Annotated in this window: 20 protein-coding genes and 1 tRNA gene; 11 read left to right on the top strand and 10 right to left on the bottom strand. The window is 68.8% G+C overall.

All coding sequences use genetic code 11. The annotated features are described in order from the left end of the window. Positions 1 to 26 precede the first annotated feature (26 nt). Positions 27 to 1,094, bottom strand: a complete 1,068-nt coding sequence (locus tag ACSJD1_RS17285; protein ID WP_438856525.1) for an ATP-dependent DNA ligase — start codon at positions 1,092 to 1,094, stop codon at positions 27 to 29. A gap of 190 nt (positions 1,095 to 1,284) precedes the next feature. Between ACSJD1_RS17285 and ACSJD1_RS17280 the strand changes: the two genes are divergently transcribed. The 3 genes from ACSJD1_RS17280 (at position 1,285) to ACSJD1_RS17270 (ending at position 2,172) form a co-directional block, all read left to right on the top strand. Continuing rightward, entirely contained in the window at positions 1,285 to 1,467 is a 183-nt protein-coding gene (locus tag ACSJD1_RS17280) for a hypothetical protein (protein WP_438856524.1), read from the top strand. Beyond that, a complete protein-coding gene (locus ACSJD1_RS17275) occupies positions 1,464 to 1,733 on the top strand; it encodes a hypothetical protein (RefSeq protein WP_438856523.1) in 270 nt (89 codons plus the stop codon). Before ACSJD1_RS17280 ends, ACSJD1_RS17275 begins: the two co-directional genes overlap by 4 nt. Positions 1,734 to 1,815: 82 nt before the next feature. Further along, positions 1,816 to 2,172: a hypothetical protein gene (locus ACSJD1_RS17270; RefSeq protein WP_438856522.1), complete on the top strand. Its 357-nt coding sequence runs from the start codon at positions 1,816 to 1,818 to the stop codon at positions 2,170 to 2,172. Positions 2,173 to 2,191: 19 nt separating this feature from the next. Here ACSJD1_RS17270 and ACSJD1_RS17265 read toward each other — a convergent pair whose 3' ends face one another. From ACSJD1_RS17265 to pgi, 3 genes are all read right to left on the bottom strand, one after another. Continuing rightward, entirely contained in the window at positions 2,192 to 2,500 is a 309-nt protein-coding gene (locus ACSJD1_RS17265; RefSeq protein ID WP_438856521.1) for a hypothetical protein, read from the bottom strand. Beyond that, positions 2,497 to 2,832, bottom strand: a complete 336-nt coding sequence (locus ACSJD1_RS17260) for a DUF7882 family protein (protein WP_438856520.1) — start codon at positions 2,830 to 2,832, stop codon at positions 2,497 to 2,499. The genes ACSJD1_RS17265 and ACSJD1_RS17260 overlap by 4 nt, the downstream gene beginning before the upstream one ends. A 102-nt stretch (positions 2,833 to 2,934) precedes the next feature. Beyond that, entirely contained in the window at positions 2,935 to 4,617 is a 1,683-nt protein-coding gene (pgi, locus tag ACSJD1_RS17255; protein ID WP_438856519.1) for a glucose-6-phosphate isomerase, read from the bottom strand. A gap of 268 nt (positions 4,618 to 4,885) precedes the next feature. Between pgi and istA the strand changes: the two genes are divergently transcribed. Beyond that, positions 4,886 to 6,100 (top strand): IS21 family transposase, encoded by a 1,215-nt coding sequence (istA, locus tag ACSJD1_RS17250; RefSeq protein ID WP_438856518.1) that lies wholly within the window; start codon positions 4,886 to 4,888, stop codon positions 6,098 to 6,100. Further along, the gene (gene istB / locus ACSJD1_RS17245) at positions 6,100 to 6,891 is read left to right on the top strand and encodes an IS21-like element helper ATPase IstB (RefSeq protein ID WP_438856517.1); all 792 of its coding nucleotides are present in this window, start codon (positions 6,100 to 6,102) and stop codon (positions 6,889 to 6,891) included. Before istA ends, istB begins: the two co-directional genes overlap by 1 nt. Positions 6,892 to 6,960: 69 nt before the next feature. On the opposite strand, the gene ACSJD1_RS17240 is transcribed toward istB, so the two are convergent. Together ACSJD1_RS17240 and ACSJD1_RS17235 are read right to left on the bottom strand one after the other, a co-directional pair. Continuing rightward, a complete protein-coding gene (locus ACSJD1_RS17240) occupies positions 6,961 to 8,613 on the bottom strand; it encodes a glycoside hydrolase family 13 protein (RefSeq protein WP_438856516.1) in 1,653 nt (550 codons plus the stop codon). A 3-nt stretch (positions 8,614 to 8,616) separates the two neighbouring features. Further along, positions 8,617 to 9,753, bottom strand: a complete 1,137-nt coding sequence (locus ACSJD1_RS17235; RefSeq protein WP_438856515.1) for a LacI family DNA-binding transcriptional regulator — start codon at positions 9,751 to 9,753, stop codon at positions 8,617 to 8,619. A gap of 200 nt (positions 9,754 to 9,953) precedes the next feature. Between ACSJD1_RS17235 and ACSJD1_RS17230 the strand changes: the two genes are divergently transcribed. From ACSJD1_RS17230 to ACSJD1_RS17205, 6 genes are all read left to right on the top strand, one after another. Continuing rightward, a complete protein-coding gene (locus ACSJD1_RS17230) occupies positions 9,954 to 11,228 on the top strand; it encodes an ABC transporter substrate-binding protein (protein ID WP_438856514.1) in 1,275 nt (424 codons plus the stop codon). Positions 11,229 to 11,432: 204 nt separating this feature from the next. Beyond that, on the top strand, positions 11,433 to 12,299 hold the full coding sequence (locus ACSJD1_RS17225; protein WP_438856513.1) for a carbohydrate ABC transporter permease: 867 nt from the start codon (positions 11,433 to 11,435) through the stop codon (positions 12,297 to 12,299). Beyond that, the gene (locus tag ACSJD1_RS17220; protein ID WP_438856512.1) at positions 12,296 to 13,168 is read left to right on the top strand and encodes a carbohydrate ABC transporter permease; all 873 of its coding nucleotides are present in this window, start codon (positions 12,296 to 12,298) and stop codon (positions 13,166 to 13,168) included. The genes ACSJD1_RS17225 and ACSJD1_RS17220 overlap by 4 nt, the downstream gene beginning before the upstream one ends. A gap of 10 nt (positions 13,169 to 13,178) precedes the next feature. Continuing rightward, complete coding sequence (locus ACSJD1_RS17215) at positions 13,179 to 14,213, top strand: LacI family DNA-binding transcriptional regulator (RefSeq protein WP_438856511.1); 1,035 nt, start codon at positions 13,179 to 13,181, stop codon at positions 14,211 to 14,213. Positions 14,214 to 14,248: 35 nt separating this feature from the next. After that, a complete protein-coding gene (locus ACSJD1_RS17210; RefSeq protein ID WP_438856510.1) occupies positions 14,249 to 15,175 on the top strand; it encodes a glycoside hydrolase family protein in 927 nt (308 codons plus the stop codon). A gap of 97 nt (positions 15,176 to 15,272) precedes the next feature. Then, on the top strand, positions 15,273 to 16,817 hold the full coding sequence (locus ACSJD1_RS17205; protein WP_438856509.1) for an ROK family protein: 1,545 nt from the start codon (positions 15,273 to 15,275) through the stop codon (positions 16,815 to 16,817). Between the two features lie 48 nt (positions 16,818 to 16,865). On the opposite strand, the gene ACSJD1_RS17200 is transcribed toward ACSJD1_RS17205, so the two are convergent. The 4 genes from ACSJD1_RS17200 to ACSJD1_RS17185 form a co-directional block, all read right to left on the bottom strand. Continuing rightward, positions 16,866 to 16,940: transfer RNA gene (locus ACSJD1_RS17200), tRNA-Arg, on the bottom strand. A gap of 304 nt (positions 16,941 to 17,244) precedes the next feature. Further along, on the bottom strand, positions 17,245 to 17,955 hold the full coding sequence (locus tag ACSJD1_RS17195) for a CHAP domain-containing protein (RefSeq protein WP_438856508.1): 711 nt from the start codon (positions 17,953 to 17,955) through the stop codon (positions 17,245 to 17,247). 861 nt (positions 17,956 to 18,816) lie between these two features. Next, on the bottom strand, positions 18,817 to 19,314 hold the full coding sequence (locus ACSJD1_RS17190; RefSeq protein WP_438856507.1) for an HNH endonuclease: 498 nt from the start codon (positions 19,312 to 19,314) through the stop codon (positions 18,817 to 18,819). Between the two features lie 339 nt (positions 19,315 to 19,653). After that, positions 19,654 to 20,493, bottom strand: coding sequence for a C40 family peptidase (locus tag ACSJD1_RS17185; RefSeq protein WP_438856506.1), 840 nt, complete (start codon positions 20,491 to 20,493; stop codon positions 19,654 to 19,656). Positions 20,494 to 20,642 lie beyond the last annotated feature (149 nt).

Raw genomic sequence — 20,642 nt, 5'->3', positions numbered from 1 at the left:
GGATCGCGGGTGCCGGCCGCCTCGCCTCAGTGCGACATCGGCAGGATCTCGCCCAGGTCCAGCCCGGTCGGTGTCTCGAGCTGCTCGTACGTGCAGCTCTCAGGGGCGCGATCCGCGCGCCAGCGCCGGAACTGCGCCGTGTGCCGGAACCGATCGCCCTCCATGTGGTCGTAGGCGACCTCGACGACGAGTTCGGGGCGCAGCGGGACGAACGAGAGGTCCTTGCCCGCGCTCCAGCGGCTGACCGCGCCGGGCATGCGGCCGGTGCGGTGCGCCTCCTGATCGGCCCACTCCCCCCACGGATGTCGCGAGAAGTCCTCTTCGACGTAGGGCGCGAGCGTCTCCACGAGTTCTCGACGCTTCGCCATCGGGAATGACGCGGCGACGCCCACGTGGTGGAGGCGCCCGTCGTCGCCGTGGAGCCCGAGCAGCAGCGACCCGACGATTCCGCCGGTCTTGTGCCAGCGGTAGCCGGCGACCACGCAGTCGGCCGTCCGCTCGTGCTTGACCTTGAACATCACCCGCTTGTCGGGTTGGTAGGTGCCGTCCAGCGGCTTCGCCACCACGCCGTCGAGCCCGGCTCCCTCGAAGCGCGCGAACCAGTCGTCGGCCTCGGCGGGGTCGGCGGTCGCCGGCGTCACGAAGACCGGGTCGGATGCCGCGGCGAGCGCCTCGACCAGCAGCGCGCGCCGTTCGGCGAACGGCCGGCTCGTCAGGTCGTCGTCGCCGAGCGCCAGCAGGTCGAATGCGACGAACGAGACGGGAGTCTGCTCGGCGAGGAGCTTCACGCGACTCGCGGCGGGGTGGATCCGCTGCTGCAGTGCATCGAAGTCGAGCCGGCCGTCGCGGACGAGCACGATCTCGCCGTCGACGACGCATCGTCCGGGGAGATGCCGCTTCAACGCCTCGACGAGCTCGGGGAAGTACCTCGTCATGGGTCGCTCGTTGCGGCTGCCGAGCTCGACCTCCTCGCCGTCGCGGAACACGATCGTGCGGAAGCCGTCCCACTTGGGCTCGACGTGACCGACGTCGGGGATGGCCTTCACCGATCTCGCGAGCATCGGCTTGACGGGCGGCATCACCGGCAGGTCCATCCGCCCATCATGCTCCCCTCCTCCGACACGCGCACCCGGCATCCCCCCGAACGGAGCACGGGAGCGGGGGACGCCGCGCGGGTAGCACCACCTCCACGAGCGATCAAGGGCCTGCCCTCGCGCGCGCCCGCGGCGTACCCTCCATCACGGGGAACGCGTTCGGGGCGCAACCGACCCCGGAGGGGTGAGGGTGACCATGTCCGAAACGGATGGAGACGGACCGAGGACCGCACGCTCGGAGGAGGACCGCGTCATGGACGCCGCGGTCGACGAGGTCGAGCGGCGCGCACGCGCACGGGAGGACGCGGACGCCGAGGAGCGCGTCGCCGTGCGGGACGACGACGGGCGGATCACCGAGGAGCGCGCGCAATGAGCTCCGTGATCGACCGACCCGACCACGGCACCGGCCGTGAGACCGCCATGCTTCCGTCGATCGGGGTCTGGTGGCCGATGCTGGAGGCGCCGCTGCAGCGCGAGATCCTCGAACACCCCACGGCACCGCTCCGCACGGCGGTCGTGCGGCGGATCCTCGAGCTCTGCGAGCTCGACGATCGGCCCGTCCCCCGATCCGGGATCCGGCTGGGCGCGAACGAGCGCGCGTACTTGGCGGGATGGACGCACGCCACCGACTGGACGTGACCGCGCAGACGGGATGAGACCACGTTCGGCGCGAGAGTGCAAGCGGTTGAGTCGACCGCGACGGACCGGTAGACCTGAGGGCATGGACCGGATCCACTACGCGGGCGGCGAGCTGCTCACCGGAAGCGCGATCGCCGATGCGATCGTCGATTACGCGGCCGCGCTCGCGTCGCGTCGGTCCGCGGCATCCATCGACATCCCGATCCGTGGCGAGGACGGCTCCACCGCACGCGCGCACCTGCTGGTCGGACCCGCGAGCCAGCTCCTCACCGAACCGGTCGAGACCGACGAGGAGGAACTCGTCGACGAGGAGCTGGTCTCACGGCTCAGGGCCGCGACGACGGCGCTCTCCGCCATCCGTCCCATGGTCGAGGCGCCGGAACCCGGGTACGGAGCCGGCGACGACACCGATGAACTGGAGTGGCCGCCGATCCGCTGAGGTCGCACGCGACCGACGGTCAGTCGCCCAGGTCGACCTTGTCGATGCCGTCCGCTCCCGGCTCCACGGCAGCCGGCTCGGCCGGTTCGTCGTGGGCCTCGGCCTCGCCCGGGATCGGATCATCCGAGGGGATCGGCACGATGCTGACGGGAATTCCGGGCCCGACGAGCAGCTCGGCGGGCTGCGGGCGGCCCTCGCCGAAGTTCACGGTGATCCAGTCGGCGAGCCCGCGCTCGTGCGCTTGCTCGATCGCCGCCTTGATGGCCTCCACGTCGGCTTGGCCGACCGAGTACTGGGCGCCGCCGTACATGATGTTCACGCGCTTCACGACTCGGGCCCCCCGTTCGCGTCCACTCCGCTCCTCGTCTCCGGTTCGGGGACGAGGACGAGCCCGCCGGGCGAGTTCGCCGTCGACATGAGCGCGTCGACCCATGCGCGGTTGATCGACGGCTGACGCCCACCCGCGTACTTGAAGACGAGCGGGATCCGCGGGTGCATCCAGAGCGTGCTGCGACCGTCGCCGATCGCGGGGTCGTCGCGCCAGCTGAAGTAGAACGATTCGCCCCGGCGGAGCTTCGCACCGATCACGAGCTGCAAGTGCGCGAGTACGCGATCGTCGAAGTCCACGCCGAGCGTCGAGTCGTACGTCAACTTCCCCACGTCCACCTCCGGCACTGCACAACCTGACCGACAGCGTAGCCCGCGGACGGGGCGGGGAACAGGGGTTGCCAGGAGCGATCCCGCCACCCGCTGACGTGGGCCTCAGCTGCGGCGGTGCGACCGGTAGTACTCGAGCAGCGCACGCGTCGAGGCGTCCTGGCCCGCCAGGGCCGACTCGTCGCCCTCGATCGCCGGGGCGATCTGCAGGGCGAGCTGCTTGCCGAGCTCGACACCCCACTGGTCGAACGAGTTGATGCCCCACACGACGCCCTGCGTGAACGTGATGTGCTCGTAGAGCGCGATGAGCTGGCCGAGCACCGACGGCGTGAGCGCGGGCGCGAAGATCGACGTCGTGGGGCGGTTGCCCTCGAACGTGCGCGCCGCGACGAGCGGCCCCGTGGTGCCCTCCGCCTCGACCTCCTCGGCGGTCTTGCCGAAGGCGAGCGCCTTCGTCTGCGCGAGGAAGTTCGCCAGGAACAGCCCGTGCACGTCGCGGCCGTCGTCGGTCGCCGGGTACGCGGGGTTCGCGAAGGCGATGAAGTCCGCGGGAATGAGCCGCGTGCCCTGGTGGATCAGCTGGTAGAACGCGTGCTGGCCGTTCGTGCCCGGCTCCCCCCAGAACACCTCGCCGGTGGTGGTCGTCACCGGCGAGCCGTCCCAGCGCACGGACTTGCCATTGGACTCCATCGTGAGCTGCTGCAGGTACGCGGGGAACCGGTGCAGCTGCTGCGCGTACGGCAGGACGGCGTGGGACTGCGAACCCAGGAAGTTCGTGTACCAGACGTTGAGGAGCCCCATGAGGACCGGGACGTTGCGCTCGAGCGGAGTCGCACGCACGTGCTCGTCGACGGCGTGGAAGCCGGCGAGCAGCTCGCGGAAGACCTCGGGCCCGAGCTCGATCGCGAGCGACAGGCCGATCGCCGAGTCCACCGAGTAACGGCCGCCGACCCAGTCCCAGAAGCCGAACGCGTTCTGCGGATCGATGCCGAAGGCCGCGACCCTGTCGAGCGCCGTCGAGACCGCGACGAAGTGGTGTGCGACCGCGTCGGTGCGGGATGCCTCGTCGCCGTCGATCGCGCCGGCCGACTCGAGCCCGGCCCACAGCCAGTCGCGCGCGAGCCGCGCGTTGGTGAGCGTCTCGAGCGTGGTGAAGGTCTTCGACGCGACGATCACGAGCGTGGTCTCCGGGTCGAGCCCGGCCGTGTTCTGCGCCACGTCGGTCGGGTCGATGTTGGACACGAAGTGCGCTCGGATGCCGGCATCCGCGTAGGGCTTCAGCGCCTCGGAGACCATCACCGGGCCGAGGTCGGAGCCGCCGATGCCGATGTTCACGACATCCGTGACGCGCTTCCCGCTCACGCCGCGCCACTCGCCCGAGCGGACCCGATCGGCGAAGGCGCCCAGCCGGTCGAGCACCTCGTGGACGTCGTGGTCGACGTCCTGTCCGTCGACGACGAGCGCCGGCGCGGCGCCCTTCGGGCGCCGGAGCGCGGTGTGCAGCACCGCGCGGTCCTCGGTCGTGTTGATGTGCTCGCCGGCCAGCATCGCGGCGTACCGCTCGGCGACGTGCGTCTCCTCCGCGAGCCGGACCAGGGCCGCGAGGATCTCGTCGGTGACGAGGTTCTTCGACAGGTCGACGTGCAGGTCTGCGAGCGGCAGGCTCAGTCGCTCGACGCGGCCCGCATCGGCGGCGAACCAGTCGCGGAGGTCTGGCTCGAACGCGGCGCGGTGGGCCTCGAGCTCGGACCAGGCGGATGTTGCGGTGGGATCGATCGGCGTGCTCACCCGCCTCACGCTACCCGTACCGATCGGGCGCGTGAACCCGTGCGGCGCGGGGCTACGGGAACTGACGCGACCCGGGTGAGGTCGACGTGAGTCGCTCCGAGCCTGGTGACACATGCTCCGATCTCGTGACTTCGCGTTCGTGGTGTTCGTCGCGCGCCTGCAAACGGCATCGGCACAGGCACGCGACGGTTCCCGATCCTCGGTGTCGGCGACGCTTGGAAACTGAACAGTAGCGGCGGTCGAAGAGTGAACACTCAACGATTGGAGAGTGATCACTGTGGAGGACTGGGCGTTGATCCGGCGGCTGGTGGCCGATGGGGTGCCGAAGGCCAGGATCGCGGAGCGGTTAGGGATCTCGCGGACGACGGTGGTGAAGGTGGCGGGCTCGGATGCGCCGCCGCGGTACGAGCGAAGGCCGGCGCCGACCTCGTTCACCCCGTTCGAAGCGCGGGTTCGGCAGTTGTTGAAGGACACCCCGGACATGCCGGCGACGGTGATCGCCGAACGTGTCGGCTGGGACGGGTCGATCACCTGGTTCCGTGAGCATGTGCGGCGGCTTCGTCCCGAGGTCCGCCCACCGGATCCGGCGGACCGGTTGGTGTGGGAGCCCGGCGATGCGGCGCAGTGCGATTTGTGGTTCCCGCCGCGGAAGATCCCGCTCGAGGACGGCACGCGGGTGCTGCTGCCGGTGCTGGTGATCACCGCGGCGCATTCGCGGTTCATGCTCGGCCGGATGATCCCGACCCGGAAGACGCCCGACCTGCTGCTGGGCTCGTGGGAGCTGATCCGGCAGTTGGGTCGGGTGCCGCGGCGGCTGATCTGGGACAACGAGCCCGGCATCGGCCGCGGCCACCGGCCCGCTGAGGGGGTGACCGCGTTCACGGGGACGTTGGCGACCAAGCTCGTGCTGCTGCCGCCGCGGGATCCGGAGTCCAAGGGCATCGTGGAGCGACGCAACGGCTACTTCGAGTCCTCGTTCATGCCGGGCCGGCAGTTCGCGTCACCGGCGGACTTCAACGCCCAGTTCACCGACTGGCTGGCGATCGCAAACCGGCGGGTGGTGCGCACGACCAAGGCCCGCCCGGTCGAACGGCTCGAACGGGATCTGGCGGCGATGCTGCCGCTGCCGCCGGTGCTACTGCATCTGGGCTGGCGCAACCGGGTCCGGCTCGGTCGGGACTACTACGTCCGTGTCGACAGCAACGACTACTCCGTGAACCCGGCCGCGATCGGCCGGATCGTGGACGTGACCGCGGACCTGGAACGGGTGCGGATGAACGGCCGGATCGTCGCCGAGCACGATCGGGTGTGGGCGCGCGGGATGACCCTGACCGACCCGGGCCATGTCGAAGAAGCCGCCCGGTTGCGTCGACTGTTCCAACAGCCCCGCCGCCAGGCCGCGGCCGGGCACGAACTCGGTAGGGACCTGGCCGACTACGACCGTGCGTTCGGGCTGACCGGCCACGACGAGGACGACCGCTGATGAGCGCGAAGACACCGACCGAGACGGTCAAGCAGATCCACTACCTCGCCGCCGCGTTGAAAGCACCGAGGATCACCGAAGCCGCCGCCCGGTTGGCCGATCACGCCCGCGACGCCGGATGGACCCATGAGGACTACCTGGCCGCGGTCCTCGAACGCGAAGTCGCCGCCCGCCACGCGTCCGGCGCGGAACTGCGCATCCGCGCCGCCGGGTTCAGTGCCAGAAAGACGCTGGAGGACTTCGACTGGGACGCCCAACCCGCCGCAAGGCAGCCGATCGCCGCCCTGGCATCCGGCGCGTTCCTGACCGAGGCACGGAACGTCGTCCTGCTCGGCCCACCCGGCACCGGCAAGACCCACCTGGCCACCGGGCTGGGCATCGCCGCCGCCCGCGCCGGGCACCGGGTGCTGTTCGCGACCGCGACCGACTGGGTCACCCGACTCAGCGACGCCCACCGCATCGGCCGGCTCCCGAACGAGCTGACCCGACTACGCCGCTACAGCCTGATCATCGTCGACGAGGTCGGCTACCTGCCATTCGAGCAAGACGCCGCGAACCTGTTCTTCCAACTCGTCTCATCCCGCTACGAACACGCCTCACTGATCCTGACCAGCAACCTGCCCTTCAGCGGCTGGGGCGGCGTATTCGGCGACCAGACCGTCGCCGCAGCGATGATCGACCGCATCGTCCACCACGCCGAGGTCCTCGCACTCAAAGGCGCCAGCTACCGGCTACGCGACCGCGGCATCGACACCCTGCCCAGCATCAGAGCCGAACAAGACCACGGCTAGACTGCCCGCGACCGTTCACTTTCCGGCCGCCGCAAATGACCAGAATTCAACCGTCGTCGACACTCGGATTCAGTCGTCGAGGGTTGAGAGCCAGACGGTTGTCGCTCCAGGCAGTGAGTCGTCCGTGATCGGGGTGCTGGCGGCGATGATGCGTCCTGCGGGCAGGGCTGCGGGCTCGTCGGCGAAGTTGGTCACCGAACGCCATCCTCCTCCGCGGTCGAAGTGCAGCACCTCTGTGCTCTCGTGGTCGAGCCAAGCGAAGTGCTCTCCGGCGATCGCCGATCGCCGGACACGAATCGCGTCTCGGTACATCTGCAGCGTGGAGCCCGGTGTCTGCTCCTGCGTCATGACCGAGGCATCGGCGAAGAACGTCGGCTGTGGGAGGTGAGGAGCACCGGACCCGAACCCGAGCGATGGGCCCGACGGAGCCCAGGGCAGCGGGACCCGGCATCCGTCCCGGCCCTTCTTCGTGTGTCGGCTGCGTTCCCAGATCGGATCCTCGAGGAGTGAGGGGTCGAGGTCTGCGACCTCGTGGAGACCGAGTTCCTCCCCCTGGTACAGGTACGTCGAGCCGGGGAGAGCCAGCAGGAGCAGCGTCGCTGCTCGCGCTCGCTTCAGGCCGATCGCTGCGTCGAGGGGGGGATACGATCCGCCGGTCATGAGCCATTCGTCATAGTCGCAGTCCGGGGGGAGGCCGTAGCGTGTCGCGTGCCTGACGTTGTCGTGGTTGCTCAGGACCCAGGTAGGCGACGTGTCGGTGCGGGCCGAGATCTCAAGGGTCTCGGTGATGACATCGCGGTACTGCGCAGCGTCGAATCTGCTGTTGAGCAGATCGAAGTTGAACACCTGGTGGAGTTCGTCGGGACGACAGTACAGGGGCCGGCGAGACGCGTTGACGAACGCCTCGGCGACGGCCACGCGTGGTGGATCGTATTCGTCGAAGACCCTGCGCCAGTCGCGGTAGATCTCGTGCACCTCGTTCCTGTCGAACAGCACGTCGTCGCCGGTCTCCGGGTTGTCGAACGGGATGATCTCAGGCTTCGAGCGAAGGGGCTCCGAGAGGTCCTTCGCCAGTGCGTGCGCGACATCGATCCGAAAGCCGTCCACACCGAGGTCTGCCCAGAATCGCAGCGTCGCACGGTATTCGGCCCAGACCTCGGGGTTCTGCCAGTTGTAGTCGGGTTGCTGCTTCGCGAACAAGTGGAGATACCACTGGCCCGGGGAGCCGTCCGGATCCAGGGTTCGTGTCCACGCGCTGTCCCCGAAGTGGCTCGGCCAGTCGCTCGGGGGGAGTTCCCCGCTCGGGCCGCGGCCGTCCCGGAAGATGTACCGATCGCGCGCTGCGGATCCTGGTGGCGAGACGAGCGCCTCCTGAAACCAGCGGTGGCGATCCGAGGAGTGATTGGGGACGATATCGACGAACACGCGGATGTCTCGATCGTGGAGCGCGTCGATGAGGTTGCGGACGTCCTGAAGCGTTCCCAAGCGCGGGTCGACGGCGCAGTGATCATCGACGTCGTAGCCGCCATCTGCGAGCGCCGAGGGGTAGAAGGGGCTCAGCCACACCGCATCCACCTGCAGCGACGAGAGGTAGTCGAGTCGTGACAGTATTCCGCGGATGTCGCCGATTCCGTCGCCGTTCGCATCGGCGAACGATCGTGGATAGATCTGGTAGATGACGGCCTGCCGCCACCAGTCCCGGTCCTTGTGAAGCTGCTCCACGGGCTACTCCCGCCTCATGTCGGCTGTGGGACGGACAGGCCCGGTCGTCTCTCGCACGACCAGATCGCCGGTCCACAGGTGTTCGGGTGGTTCGATGTCGAGCCCGGCCAGCCGCGCGATCAGGAGTCGGGCAGTGGCGCGCCCGATCGCCTCCGCGGGCGGGCTGATCGTCGTCAGAGCGGGCGTGGACGCAGCGACCAGACTCGTGGGGGTGGCGATGGAGATGACGGACAACTCCGATGGAACGCTCGCGGCGTGTTCGCGCGCGCCGGCGAGTACTCCGATCGTCGCCTCGGGGTTCATCGCCACGACGCCGGTGACGTCGCTGCCGGCTTCGAGATGTTCCGCGTAGTAGTCACGCCCGGCATCGATCGTCGGCTCGAGGTGCGCGATCCGTGTGCGCAGACCTCGTCGCGCGCACGCCGCTTGGAAGCCGGAGTCCGCGAGCTGGACGGCGGTCGTGCTGCGGTCGAAGTCGCGCGGCCCGCTGAGGAAGAGGAGCTCCCTGTGCCCGAGGCCGAAGAGGTGGTCGACGGCGAGTTCGGTCACGGCGTCGAAGTCGCGATCGGCGAACAGGTCCTCGTCCGGGTCGGCGACGCGTCCGATGAGAGCGACTTCGACGTCGCTGTCACGGAGGTACGCCAGGCGCTCATCATCGAGCTGGACTTCCATGAGGATCACGCCGTCGATCATGCCGGTGCGGGCCAGGTCGCGGGCGCTCTCCATGTCTCCGCTCTCGGTCGGCCAGAGGAGCAGGTGGTATCCGAGTTCGCGCGCCGCGTTCGCCGCGCCCAGAACGTACTCGAAGTCTGCGCTCGATATGCCGCGGTCCTGCGTCGGCAGCAGGAGCGCGATGTTCATGCTTCGGCCCCCGGCCAGCCCCTTCGCGAGGGCGTTGGGTCGGTAGTTGAGCTCGGTCATCGCAGCGAAGATCCGCTCGCGCGTTGCCGCTGCGATCGGTGCCTTGCCGCTGATCGCGTATGACACGGCAGCCTGGGACACTCCCGCCAGCCGTGCGACATCCGCTCGCGTCGCCATCGTGCCTCCCGTCCTGAGTCGCGGTGTCGCGGGCGCATGAACCGGAAAGGCCGCAACGGCGCCGTTATCGAACCGTGAAAGATGCGCCTTGACGCGCGTCAATAATCCCACCATACTTGAGTTCTGATTGACGCGCGTCAACTCCACGAGCGAACTCGATCGGCGAGAACCAGCGAAGTTGGCACCCGCACGTCGACCCGCACCGGGCAATAGTCAAGGGAGACACAGTGAACAACGCAGTTGATGGGGCACGCGGCACGACGAGTCGCGTCCGACTCGCAGGAGTGGCGGCAGGAGCGGCGGTGATTGCGCTCGTGCTTGCCGGATGCTCTGGATCCGACGGTGACTCGACCACTGACGGCGGCTCGGGCACGCTCACCATCTGGGCGCAGGAGGGTCAGGAGGGTGAGGTTCAGGCCGCGAAGGACACGGTCGCCGCCTTCAACGAGTCGCAGGACGAGGTCACCGCCGAACTGACGCTCATCCCTCAGGCCACCTACGGGCAGACTCTGCAGACCACCAATGCGGATGCCTTGCCGGACGTGTACGAGTTCGACGGTGAGACGCTCGCCTCCCTCGTGTACGCGGGCAAGCTCATGCAGCTGGACGGGCTTGTCGACCAGGCCATCATCGATGGGCAGCTGCCCTCGGTGATCGCAGAAGGCACCTACTCCGATGGGAACGTGTACGGTGTCGCGCAGTACGACTCCGGACTCGGCTTGTTCGGGAACGCGAGCATGCTCGAAGCCGCCGGGATCACCGACATCCCCACCACAGTGGAAGAGGCGTGGACGGTCGACGAGTTCGAGGCGGCGGTCGTCGCGCTCGCCGAGCAGAGCCCGGAAGGCAAGGGGCTGGACATCAAGGAGCAGTACGCCGGCACCTGGCCCGGGTACGCATTCACCCCCGTGGTCGCCTCGGCCGGCCAGCCGCTCGTCAAGGACGGGTCCGCCGACGGAGCACTCAACGCTCCGGAGGTCGCCGACGCGCTGCAGCGCTTCTCTGCCTGGCGCGACTATGTGGACCCCAACGCCGACGACAAGGCGTTCACCGACGGACGCGTCGGACTGAGCTGGGTCGGCCACTGGAACTACCCCGCCTATGACGAGGCCATCGGCGACGACCTGGTCGTGATGCCGCTGCCCGACTTCGGCAACGGGACCAAGAGCGGACAGGGATCGCACGCGTGGGGCATCGGCTCGCAGAGCGGCAACTCCGAGGCTGCCGCGGCATTCCTCGAGTTCATGATGCAGGACGAGTGGGTCCTGAACATCACCGCAGCCAACGGTGCCGTCCCCGGCACCGAGTCGGCGATCGGCCAGAGCGAGCTGTATGGCGAGGGTGGTGCACTCCGGCTCTACGCCGACCAGCTGGCCCTGACCTGCGGCTCCGATGACCCGACGCCGGACTGCGTCACCGTGCCGCGGACGATCAGCCCCGCGTGGCCCGTCATCAACAGCGCGTTCAGCGATGCGTTCTGGGCGATCTACAACGGCGCCGACGCGCAGACCGAGCTCGACAAGGCAGCCAAGACGATCGATCTCGACTACTCCGACAACGCCGGGTACGAGGACTAGCTCAACCCCAACACCTCGGGCGATGGGTCGCGGACCCCGACGGACGGCGATCCGTCGCCCGAGGCAACGCTCGATGAAGAGCAGGAAGGCAAGACGATGGCTCTCTCAGTCCCCGTGGAAACCCATCCGGAGAAGCTGCTCCCCGGCCCGAGGCGCAAGAGACGCCGCTCCCGATTCGGGATCGACCAGGGTGCGGGAATCCTGATGAGCCTTCCCGCGCTCATCCTCCTCATCGCGATGGTCGTCGTCCCGTTCATCATGGCCTTCGTGCTGTCGCTGCAGAATGTTCGCCTCGACGGAGCGCGCCCGAACGTCTGGGTGGGCTTCGAACAGTACCGACGCATTCTGTTCGACCCGGATCTCAGTGGCGTCTTCTGGCGCAGTCTCCTCAACAACTTCACCTTCGCGCTGATCGTGGTCCCGATCCAGACCGCACTCGCCGTGGCGCTGGCGATCCTGCTGAATCAGAAACTCCGAGGAATGGCGGGCTTCCGCACGTTCTTCTTCCTGCCCGTCGTCTTCCCGATGGCGCTCGTCGCGGTGATCTGGACGCTCATCTTCGCTCGTGACAGCCTCGGGCTGCTCAACAGCTTCCTGGGAGCGATCAGCTTCGGGCTGATAGGTCCGCAGGACTGGCTCGGCAATCCGAGCCTCGCGCTCGCCTCGATCGCGTTCATGTCGATCTGGGCCGGCGTCGGGTTCCAGATGATCATCGTGCTCGCCGGCCTGCAGGACATCCCGGGCGAACTCTACGAAGCGGCGTCGCTCGACAAGGCGTCGAAGTGGCAGCAGTTCATCCACGTCACGATTCCGGGGCTGAGAAACACGCTGATCTTCATCATCATGATCACCACGATCTTCTCGCTCCGACTGTTCGACCAGGTCTACATCATGACGAACGGCGGACCGGATGACGCGACCACCACCGTGATGTTCCAGGCCGTCACGACCGCATTCCTCGAGAACAACGTGGGTCGCGGATCGGCCATGACCGTCGTATTCGTGGTCATCATCATGCTGATCACGCTCATCCAGCGCGCGCTGCTGCGCCAGGACAAGGAGATCTCATGACCACTGCGGCAGGCCACCGGGGCCCGACCTTCGCGCAGCGCGAACGGCGACGCAAGTTCTTGGCATACACGGTGCTCGTTCTCGTCACCGCGTTCTTCTTCGCACCGATCGCGTACATGATCATCGGGTCGTTCAAGCCGGCGAACGAGGTGCTCAACGGCATGGAGGGATTCCTCCCGACGAACATGTCGTTCGACAACTACGTCGGGGTGATCAACCGGTTCAACAGTCCCGCCTCGGGGTACTTCTGGAACTTCTACCTCACCTCCGCGATCGTCAGCTTCGTGATCGTCCTCGGCGGGCTGGTCGTCAATTCGATGATCGCCTACGCGCTCGCGCGACTGCGGTGGCGTGGACGCAACTCGGTTCTGTCGCTGGTGGTCCTGCTCGTGATCCTCCCGTTCGAAGCGATCGCCGTGCCCCTGTTCTACCTGCTGAACGACGCACGAAACACGTACTACGTGCAGTTCCTGCCCTTCGTGGCCAGCGCGTTCTCGATCTTCCTCTTCTACACGTTCTTCATCGGTCTGCCTGCGTCGATCCAGGAGTCCGCCCGGCTCGACGGCGCAGGTCCGTGGCGCGTGTACTGGTCGATCATCGTGCCGATGTCCAAGCCGGTGTTCGCGTCCGTGACGATCCTGAGCTTCCTTGCGGCATGGTCCTCGTTCCTCTTCCCCGTGATGATGGTCGACCAGCCCCAGTTCCGACCACTGCCGCTCGCGATCGCGGTCTTCAAGGCACAACCACCAACGGATTGGGGACAGATCTTCGCGTTCGGTGTGCTCCTCGTCATCCCCGTCGTCGTCGTGTTCCTGATGTTCCAGCGGTTCTTCATCCAGAGCGTGGCGTCGTCGGCCGTGAAGGGCTGAGTGACCGGCCATGCCGGGGCCGGAAAAGGAGCCGACGCGGGTCGCCTCGATCTCCGACGTCGCACAGCTTGCGGCAGTGTCCAACGCGACGGTCAGTCGCGCCTTGTCGGGTGGGGGTGCGGTGTCGCAACAGACGCGTGCGGCCGTCCTCCGCGCGGCCGACGCACTCGGCTACCGTCCGTCGTTCGCGGCCTACGCGCTGGCAACCGGGCGCACGGGGAGCGTGGCCGTCGTCGTCCCGACGCTCGATCGACGTTTCCTCCTCCGCATGGCGCGCGCGGCCGGGGTGGAACTGTCAACGTTCGGATTGGCCCCGACCATCATCGAGACCGCGCCGGACGGCCCGGGGAGGCCGAGGCTGAGCGAGCTGCTCCGGGCGCGCGGACGATTCGAAGGAGTCCTGCTCTTGGGGATGGCGGGGACGGAGACAGGAATGGCGGGCGATCTGCCCACCGGTCCACCGATCGTGAGGGTAGGACAGGAGGAGTCGACGTCTGACGAAGACGCCGACTCCCTAGCCGCAATGCGCGCAGTCTCCCACTTGCACTCCTTGGGTCACACGCGCATCGCATTCGTCGGCGTAGACGACTCGGTGGCGGCGAGCACGGGATTCGACCGGCGCCGCCGCGCGGCGTTCGCCGGTGCGATCGACAGGCTTCACCTCCACGGCACGATCGTCGAGGGAGGAAGTGACGAGACCAGCGGCTTCGGGGCGGCGGTCGAGTTGCTCGACTCCCCGTCTCCTCGCCCGACCGCGATCGTCGCATCAACGTCGGAGATCGCTGCAGGCGTTGCCACGGGGGCCCACCGTCTCGGCTTCGCGGTGCCCGAGACGGTGAGCATCATCAGCTTGGAGGACGACCCGAGCTGCCGAAACCTCGATCTGACCTCGGTCGACACGCACCCCGAGATTCGAGGTCAGGGCGCAGCTCGCCAGCTCATGAAGCCCGGCGGTGAAGGCCTCAGTGACGGCGGTTCCGAGCGGAAGCCCGCCCTGGTGCTCCGCCACTCCACCGCATTCACCTCAGGTCGGGAGAGCGGCTGATGCACCACTCGCTCCCGGATTGCTGGACGTGGGACATGTGGTTCGCCGACGACGGCGTCGACTATCACGCCTTCTACCTCAAAGCGTCCCGCGCGCTGGGCAACCCGGAGCGCCGGCACTTCCACGCCACGATCGGACACGCCGTGTCCTCGGACCTGCACGACTGGCGCGAAGTCGAAGACGCGTTGATCGCTTCCGAAGGCCCCGCTTTCGACGATCTCACAACATGGACAGGTTCGATCATCCAGGACGACCAAGGACTCTGGCACCTCTTCTACACGGGCGCCAGCCGCGCCGATCACGGCCGAATCCAGCGGATCGGAGCAGCAACCTCTCCCGACCTCCATACGTGGACGCGTCGAGACGCGCCGGTCCTCGAGGCGGATCCGCGATGGTACGAGAAGTACGACGGCGACGTGTGGTTCGACGAAGCATGGCGGGATCCCTGGGTCTTCCGAGACCCCGACGGGGAAGGGTGGCGCATGCTGATCACCGCGCGGTCCAACGCCGGAGAGCCCTCGAACCGTGGAGTGATCGGGCTCGCGGTTTCGGAGGATCTGGAGAAGTGGGTGGTCCGCCCCCCGGCTTCCGCGGCGGGCGCTGGGTTCGGGCAGTTGGAGGTCCCCCAGCTCGCGAACGTGCAGGGCGGCGTCTTCCTCATCTTCAGCTGTCTCAGCCCGGAACTCGCGGGCGCTCGAAGCGCCCCAGGCGGCGGAGGGGTGTGGGCTGTCGACGTCGCCAGTGCGAGCGGGCCATTCGACACATCCCGCGCCTACCGGTTGACGGATGAGCACCTCTACGCGGGCCGCATCGTCCGGACCCGAACCGGGAGCAGCTATCTGCTCGCATTCGAGAACACCGACGACAGCGGCAACTTCATCGGCAGGATGGCGGAACCCCGGCCCGTCGAGCTCTCCGCCGACGGACGGCTCACCGTCCACGACCCCACGCGCCCGGGGTGAGAACACCGGGATGTGTGAGTGAATCCACCGTACGGCCGCGCACGACGCTGAGGAGGCTGAGCCATGAACGCAGAGCAACACAACGAACCCCAACCCGATGCGGGTTCTCGCCGCTGGGAGTGCTCCATCTGCGGCGCCCAGTACGCTTCGGTCTGGCTCGCGCGTGAGTGTCACGACCCGATGCTCGAACGCGATGAGTTCCATTGACGCGCTCGGGACCCGATCCGCACGGGTCGTCGGTGCGTCTGTCGGGCACTCGCATCCCGTTGAGTGCGGTGGACACGGCAGCCCCCATGCATGGGCTCGCTCGCGACGACGCGGATTCGCCGCCAGCAGCGCCGCACATGATGGTCCGCGCGACAGCGCCGGAAGAGAATCCCGAGCGGCAGGAGCGATGACGGACGCCACGCACGACATCGGCATGCGACGAGCCAGCGTCTTCGCAGTGCTGGACTTCGCCTGGGCAGCAGGTGTCTTCACCGTGAGCGAAGCGATGACGGCGACATCGCTCACACGGTCGACGACGATCGACGCGCTCGACGCGCTCGTGCGGGCGCGAGTGCTGCGGGAGCTTCCCAACGCTCGCGCAGCAGGAGAGTACCGGGTGGGCCGACCGGCTCGCCGGTTCGAACTTCCCGGCGATCTCGGGATGGTCGCCGGACTGCACGTCAGGGACACGCAGTTCACCCTGCGTATCGCCGACCTCGGCGGCCGCACTCTGTCCCACCGCCACGTGTCGATCGATCCCGACCAGACCGTCGGACAGCTCCAGAGGACGCTCATGGAGAACCTCGACTCCGCATGCGCGGACAGCGGCATCGCGCCCGATGCGCTGATGTCGATCTGCGTCGGTCACCGTGTGAGCCGCGCCGCCGCGGGCGAATCGCGGAGCCGCACGGAAGGACGCATGGAGCGCACGAACCACTCTCTCGCCGACCTGCTGTCAAGTTCCGCCGGTGTTGTGGAGATCAAGAACGACGCCCAGCTCGCCGCCATCGCAGAGGCAGCCCTCGGCGAGGCCGTCGGCAGTCGCGACTACATCGCGCTTCTCGGCGATGAGCGTCTCTGCGCGGGCGTGGTCGTCGACGGGCACCTATTGCACGGAGCGCACGGCAGTGTCGGCGAGAGGTTGGTGCTCGACGTGGTGAGCGGGTTCGACTCGACGCTCGGCCTGGGCCCCGCCATCGAGAAGCGCGCTCGCCAACTGCTCGCAGATGGTGAACTTGACCCCGCTGGATGCCTCGCCGCGACCTCACTCGAAGAGCTCGACGCTCGCCGGATCCTCGTGCTCGCAGCGGATGGCAAAGAGGATGCACTGCGCATCGCCGCGGGAATCGGCGAGAGCCTCGCACGGCTGACCGGAATACTCAGCAGCATGTTCGATCCCGAGCGCATCGTAGTCTGCGGCGCGATCGCGGAAAGCATCGAACCGGTCCTCGAGGCAGCACGACGCAGCGCCGATTCGAATCCGCACTCGCGAGCGCCGGTGCTGATCCGCTCACGCCTCGGCGCAGAGGTCGTCGTCCTGGGAGCGGTGACGCGCGCGATCGAGAATGCGCGCGACACGATACGGCTCCGACTGCTGAGCCCGACGGTCGACGCGCGCCGAGAACCGCGGGTCCGGGCTGGGCGATCATCGTGACGGAGTCTCGTTGCCCTGCCATCCCAGCGTTTCGAAGGGAACGCGCGCTGGTGCCCCTGGAGGGACTCGAACCCCCAACCCTCTCCTTAGGACGGAGCTGCTCTTCCATTGAGCTACAGAGGCTGACCGGAAGAGTCTAGCGGGCGCGCGAGGCCGGCTCGGCCCGAATGGCGCAGCGGACCGGGCGTCAGTTGTAGCCGAGCACCACGATCGCGGACGTCGACGGGGCGAGCTCGTCGACGAACCCGTTCTCGTCGAACCGGTTGTCGTCTGAGGGCTGCGTCATCGCGGTCACCATGCTTCGCTTCTCTGGGGAGGGAAGCCTCAGGCTATCGGCGGGGCGACACCGCGGTCATTGTCCGGAACGTCCAAGATCTCGCGACCGTTTCGCCATGGTGTCACCCAACGCGATGAGGCCGACGCTCGCTCAGGCGGGCGGGTAGAGGTAGAGCGCCTCGCCGACCGGGATCGTACGCACATGGTACGAGTGATCGGAGTTCCAGTTGTACTCCTCGATCGTGACCGTGCCGTCGCCGTTCACCGCCTGCACGTACGCGACGTGGTTGTACGGGAACCAGGCGACCGCGCCGACGACGGGCTCACTGCTCGACGGCCAGCCCTTCGCAGCCCAGGCGTCGGCCCACATCCACGCGCTCCCCGAGGCGAGGTTGCCCCAGTCCCACTTCCACGGCGCGCCCGTCACGCCCGCGTCCCGGTTCAGGCGCCAGGCCACGAAGTCGACGCACTCGCGGTAGTAGTAGCGCAGTGGCGACAGCCCGCCACCGTAGTCGTCAGGCGTCTCGTACCACCACGGGTAATCGTCGCCCTCGGCCTGCTGCGCCACGATCGCGTACTCGCCCGTGCCGCGAGAGGCGAGCTCGGCCTCCCACGCCGCACGCTCGGCCTCGGCCTCCGCGGCGTCGATCTCCTCGCGCGTCGTCACCGCGAACGTGTCGCTGGAAACCGGGGCCCCGGCGGCGAGGTCCGAGACCTCGAGCGCCTGCGCCTCGGCGACCGAGAGGCTGAACTTGGTCGGCGCGCCTCCCGGCAGGTGTCCACCGGGCAGGAACGCGTAGGCGGGGAGCGCCACAGTGCCGACCAGCGCCGGCACGAGGAGCACGGTGGCCGCCACGCGCATCGGGCCGTTCCGCCGCGAGACCGGCCCGGACGCGCGTGCGCCCGGAGGCGGGGTCGCAGCGCGCCGTGCGGGGGCCCGTGAGGAGCCGCGCCGGCGGCCGGGCCGTGCGTCGACCGACGGGGACGCGCTGCCGCCGACGGCGGCGACCGCGATGGCCAGGGACGGCGACCCCGCGGCAGGAGCGTCGGCCGTCGTCGTCGGGATGCCGGCGGGATCGGCCTGCGTCGCGGCCGGGACGGCCACCGCCGAGGGCCGCTCGGGCATCGACGAGGTCCCCGAGGAGGGCCTGCGGACCGGAGCGACAGCGCCACCAGGCATCGCGCGGCGGTCCGGCGCCGCATCGGGCCGTGGTGCGGGCGAGGGGAGGTCGGGTCGACCGGCGTGCGGCCCCCCGGTTGCGGGCCGAGCTCGCTCACGGCGCCACTCGTCGACATCGCGAGGAGCCGACGGCAGTCCCATCGCCGTTGCGGCATCGCGGAGCGCCGAACGGTCGCGCAGCGCCGACGCGTCCCGTGCGACCGCGCCGTCGGCCGGACGCGCGCGGTCGGCCCGGCGACCCGTCACGGGCGGGCCGGACGCGGCATCCGGGCGCGGGGCGGCATCGCGGTACTCGGGCGACCAGCTCGCGGACCCGTCTGCGGGCAGCGCGGAGTGGCGTCGGGGCCGCAGGCCCGGGGGTCGGCCGTGCGCGTCGTCACCGTACAAGGATCGTGTACCTCCGGTCCCGCGCCGGCTCGGGGGGAGGCGGAAGCGGGGGCGTTTCGGGTTCTCCGGAGCCGGGGGTGCTCCGGACTCGTACCACCCTAGGGCACGGCCGGAGCGCTTGTCACCGCGCGGCGCCTCGGCGCGCCGAGGCGCGTGTCAGGCGGCGCGCTCGAGGTAGTCGCTCCACTGCGGGAGCGGCCGCTCGAACCCGCGCACCACCCACCCGCGTCCGTGCGGCATGCGGGGAGTGATCCGGAGCGTCCAGCCCATCTCGGCCGGGGTGTGGTCGCCCTTGGAGTTGTTGCACCGCAGGCAGCACGCGACGAGGTTCTCCCACGTGTCGCGCCCGCCGCGCGACCGCGGCAGGACGTGGTCGATCGTTCCGGCCGACTTGCCGCAGTAGGCGCAGCGGTGCTCGTCGCGGCGGAGCACGCCCCGGCGGCTGACGGGCACCTGGTGCACGCGCGGCGTACGGACGTACCTGGTGAGCAGGATGACGCTCGGCCGGACCCAGTCGCCGGTCGTGCCGTGCACCGGATTCCCCTCGTCGTGCAGGATCACCGTGGCCTTCTCGTTCATCACGAGGAGGAGGGCACGCTTGAACGAGACGACCGCGAGGGGCTCATATCCGGCGTTCAGCACGAGGGTGCGCATGGGGTGCCTTTCGATCGGTGCTGGATGGCTTCCAGCCGCGTGAAGGGAAGGACGACCCGGATGCCGAGGGGCGCGCGGAACCGGTCCGGAGACGCGAAACGGGCACCGTCGTGAAGACAGTGCCCGTCGGCATCCCGGCGCGGTCGCGACTCGGCTGACTACTGCGCCGCTGGTCGTAGAGCACGCGCGCACCCGCGGAATGGGTGCTGCTACGTGGACCGACCATCGGACTTCCCCTACCCGGTATTCGGAATCGTCAGGGTCAAGGCTACGACACGAATGGCGTGCCGGGTCCTCCCGGCACGCCATTCGTGACACGCTTCACATGCTGTTCACACGTCAGATCCGCACGATCCAGTAGTCGCTCGTCCAGATGGGCTGGGTCCGCACGACCGTTCCCTCGTACGGCGCGTGGAGGATCATGCCGTTGCCGGCGTAGAAGCCGATGTGGCCGCTCATGACGACGAGGTCGCCCGGAACCGCCTCGGAGAGGGAGATCTGCGTGCCGGCGGCACCCTGCGCGGAGGACGAGTGCGGAAGGCTGATGCCGAACTGCGCGTAGACGTACTGCACGAGGCCCGAGCAGTCGAACCCGGCGGGCGTCGCGCCGCCGTAGACGTACGGGACGCCGAGGTACTGCTGGGCGACCGCGAACACGCTCGCCGGATCCGCCGAACCGTAGACGGCGGCGGGGGTGTACTCGCTCGCGGCCGCGGCGTAGGAGGCCATCTCCTGGGCGGCGGCCTGCCGAGCGGCCTCGGCGGCGGCTGCGGCCTCCTCGGCGGCACGGATCTCCTCGCCGGTGACGGCGTCGTAGCCGTCCTCCGAGATGGGCGCGGCGATGACGTCCTCCGCGACCTCGACGTCCTGTGGCGCGGCCTTGGTCAGCTGCGTCTCTGCCGTCGCGCCGAACTGGATGCCGTCGCTGCCGGGAGCGAAGGCGTAGGCGGGGATGGCGAGCGTGCCGACCAGACCGGCGGCGACGGACATCACCATCACGTTCTTGGCTCCGCCGCGGCGGAGCCGGCGGCCGAGCGAGTCCTTCTGGAGCTTCGCCTCCGCTGCGACATCCGTCGCAGCCGCAGGCGCCGCCGGCGTCGGACGACGCACGAGTGCGGTTCCGGTCCTGGGCTTGGGGGCGGTGGTCGCGCCGGAGCGGCGCCGGGGGAATCGAGCCAAAACGTGTCCTCCGCCCCACGATGCCGAAGCTCCGTCTCACCTGTGCGCTTGGGGGCGCGTCACGGGTATCGGGGCCGAGCGGTGAGCGCGGGAGGCGTCTCGACCCTGTTCCTCCGGCTGGCTTGTCGCCGGCGGACTCGAACGAGAAT

The sequence above is a fragment of the Agromyces excoecariae genome, from assembly GCF_051715505.1.
Taxonomy (GTDB): domain Bacteria; phylum Actinomycetota; class Actinomycetes; order Actinomycetales; family Microbacteriaceae; genus Agromyces.
This window is presented reverse-complemented; position numbering and strand designations above follow the sequence as displayed.

Bases quoted from the DNA above. Each gene is read 5' to 3' on its own strand.
- ACSJD1_RS17285 (WP_438856525.1), bottom strand. From the start codon at position 1,094: ATGGACCTGCCGGTGATGCCGCCCGTCAAGCCGATGCTCGCGAGATCG.
- ACSJD1_RS17275 (WP_438856523.1), top strand. From the start codon at position 1,464: ATGAGCTCCGTGATCGACCGACCCGACCACGGCACCGGCCGTGAGACC.
- ACSJD1_RS17270 (WP_438856522.1), top strand. From the start codon at position 1,816: ATGGACCGGATCCACTACGCGGGCGGCGAGCTGCTCACCGGAAGCGCG.
- istB (WP_438856517.1), top strand. From the start codon at position 6,100: ATGAGCGCGAAGACACCGACCGAGACGGTCAAGCAGATCCACTACCTC.
- ACSJD1_RS17225 (WP_438856513.1), top strand. From the start codon at position 11,433: ATGAGCCTTCCCGCGCTCATCCTCCTCATCGCGATGGTCGTCGTCCCG.
- ACSJD1_RS17220 (WP_438856512.1), top strand. From the start codon at position 12,296: ATGACCACTGCGGCAGGCCACCGGGGCCCGACCTTCGCGCAGCGCGAA.
- ACSJD1_RS17215 (WP_438856511.1), top strand. From the start codon at position 13,179: ATGCCGGGGCCGGAAAAGGAGCCGACGCGGGTCGCCTCGATCTCCGAC.
- ACSJD1_RS17210 (WP_438856510.1), top strand. From the start codon at position 14,249: ATGTGGTTCGCCGACGACGGCGTCGACTATCACGCCTTCTACCTCAAA.
- ACSJD1_RS17205 (WP_438856509.1), top strand. From the start codon at position 15,273: ATGCGGGTTCTCGCCGCTGGGAGTGCTCCATCTGCGGCGCCCAGTACG.
- ACSJD1_RS17195 (WP_438856508.1), bottom strand. From the start codon at position 17,955: ATGCGCGTGGCGGCCACCGTGCTCCTCGTGCCGGCGCTGGTCGGCACT.
- ACSJD1_RS17190 (WP_438856507.1), bottom strand. From the start codon at position 19,314: ATGCGCACCCTCGTGCTGAACGCCGGATATGAGCCCCTCGCGGTCGTC.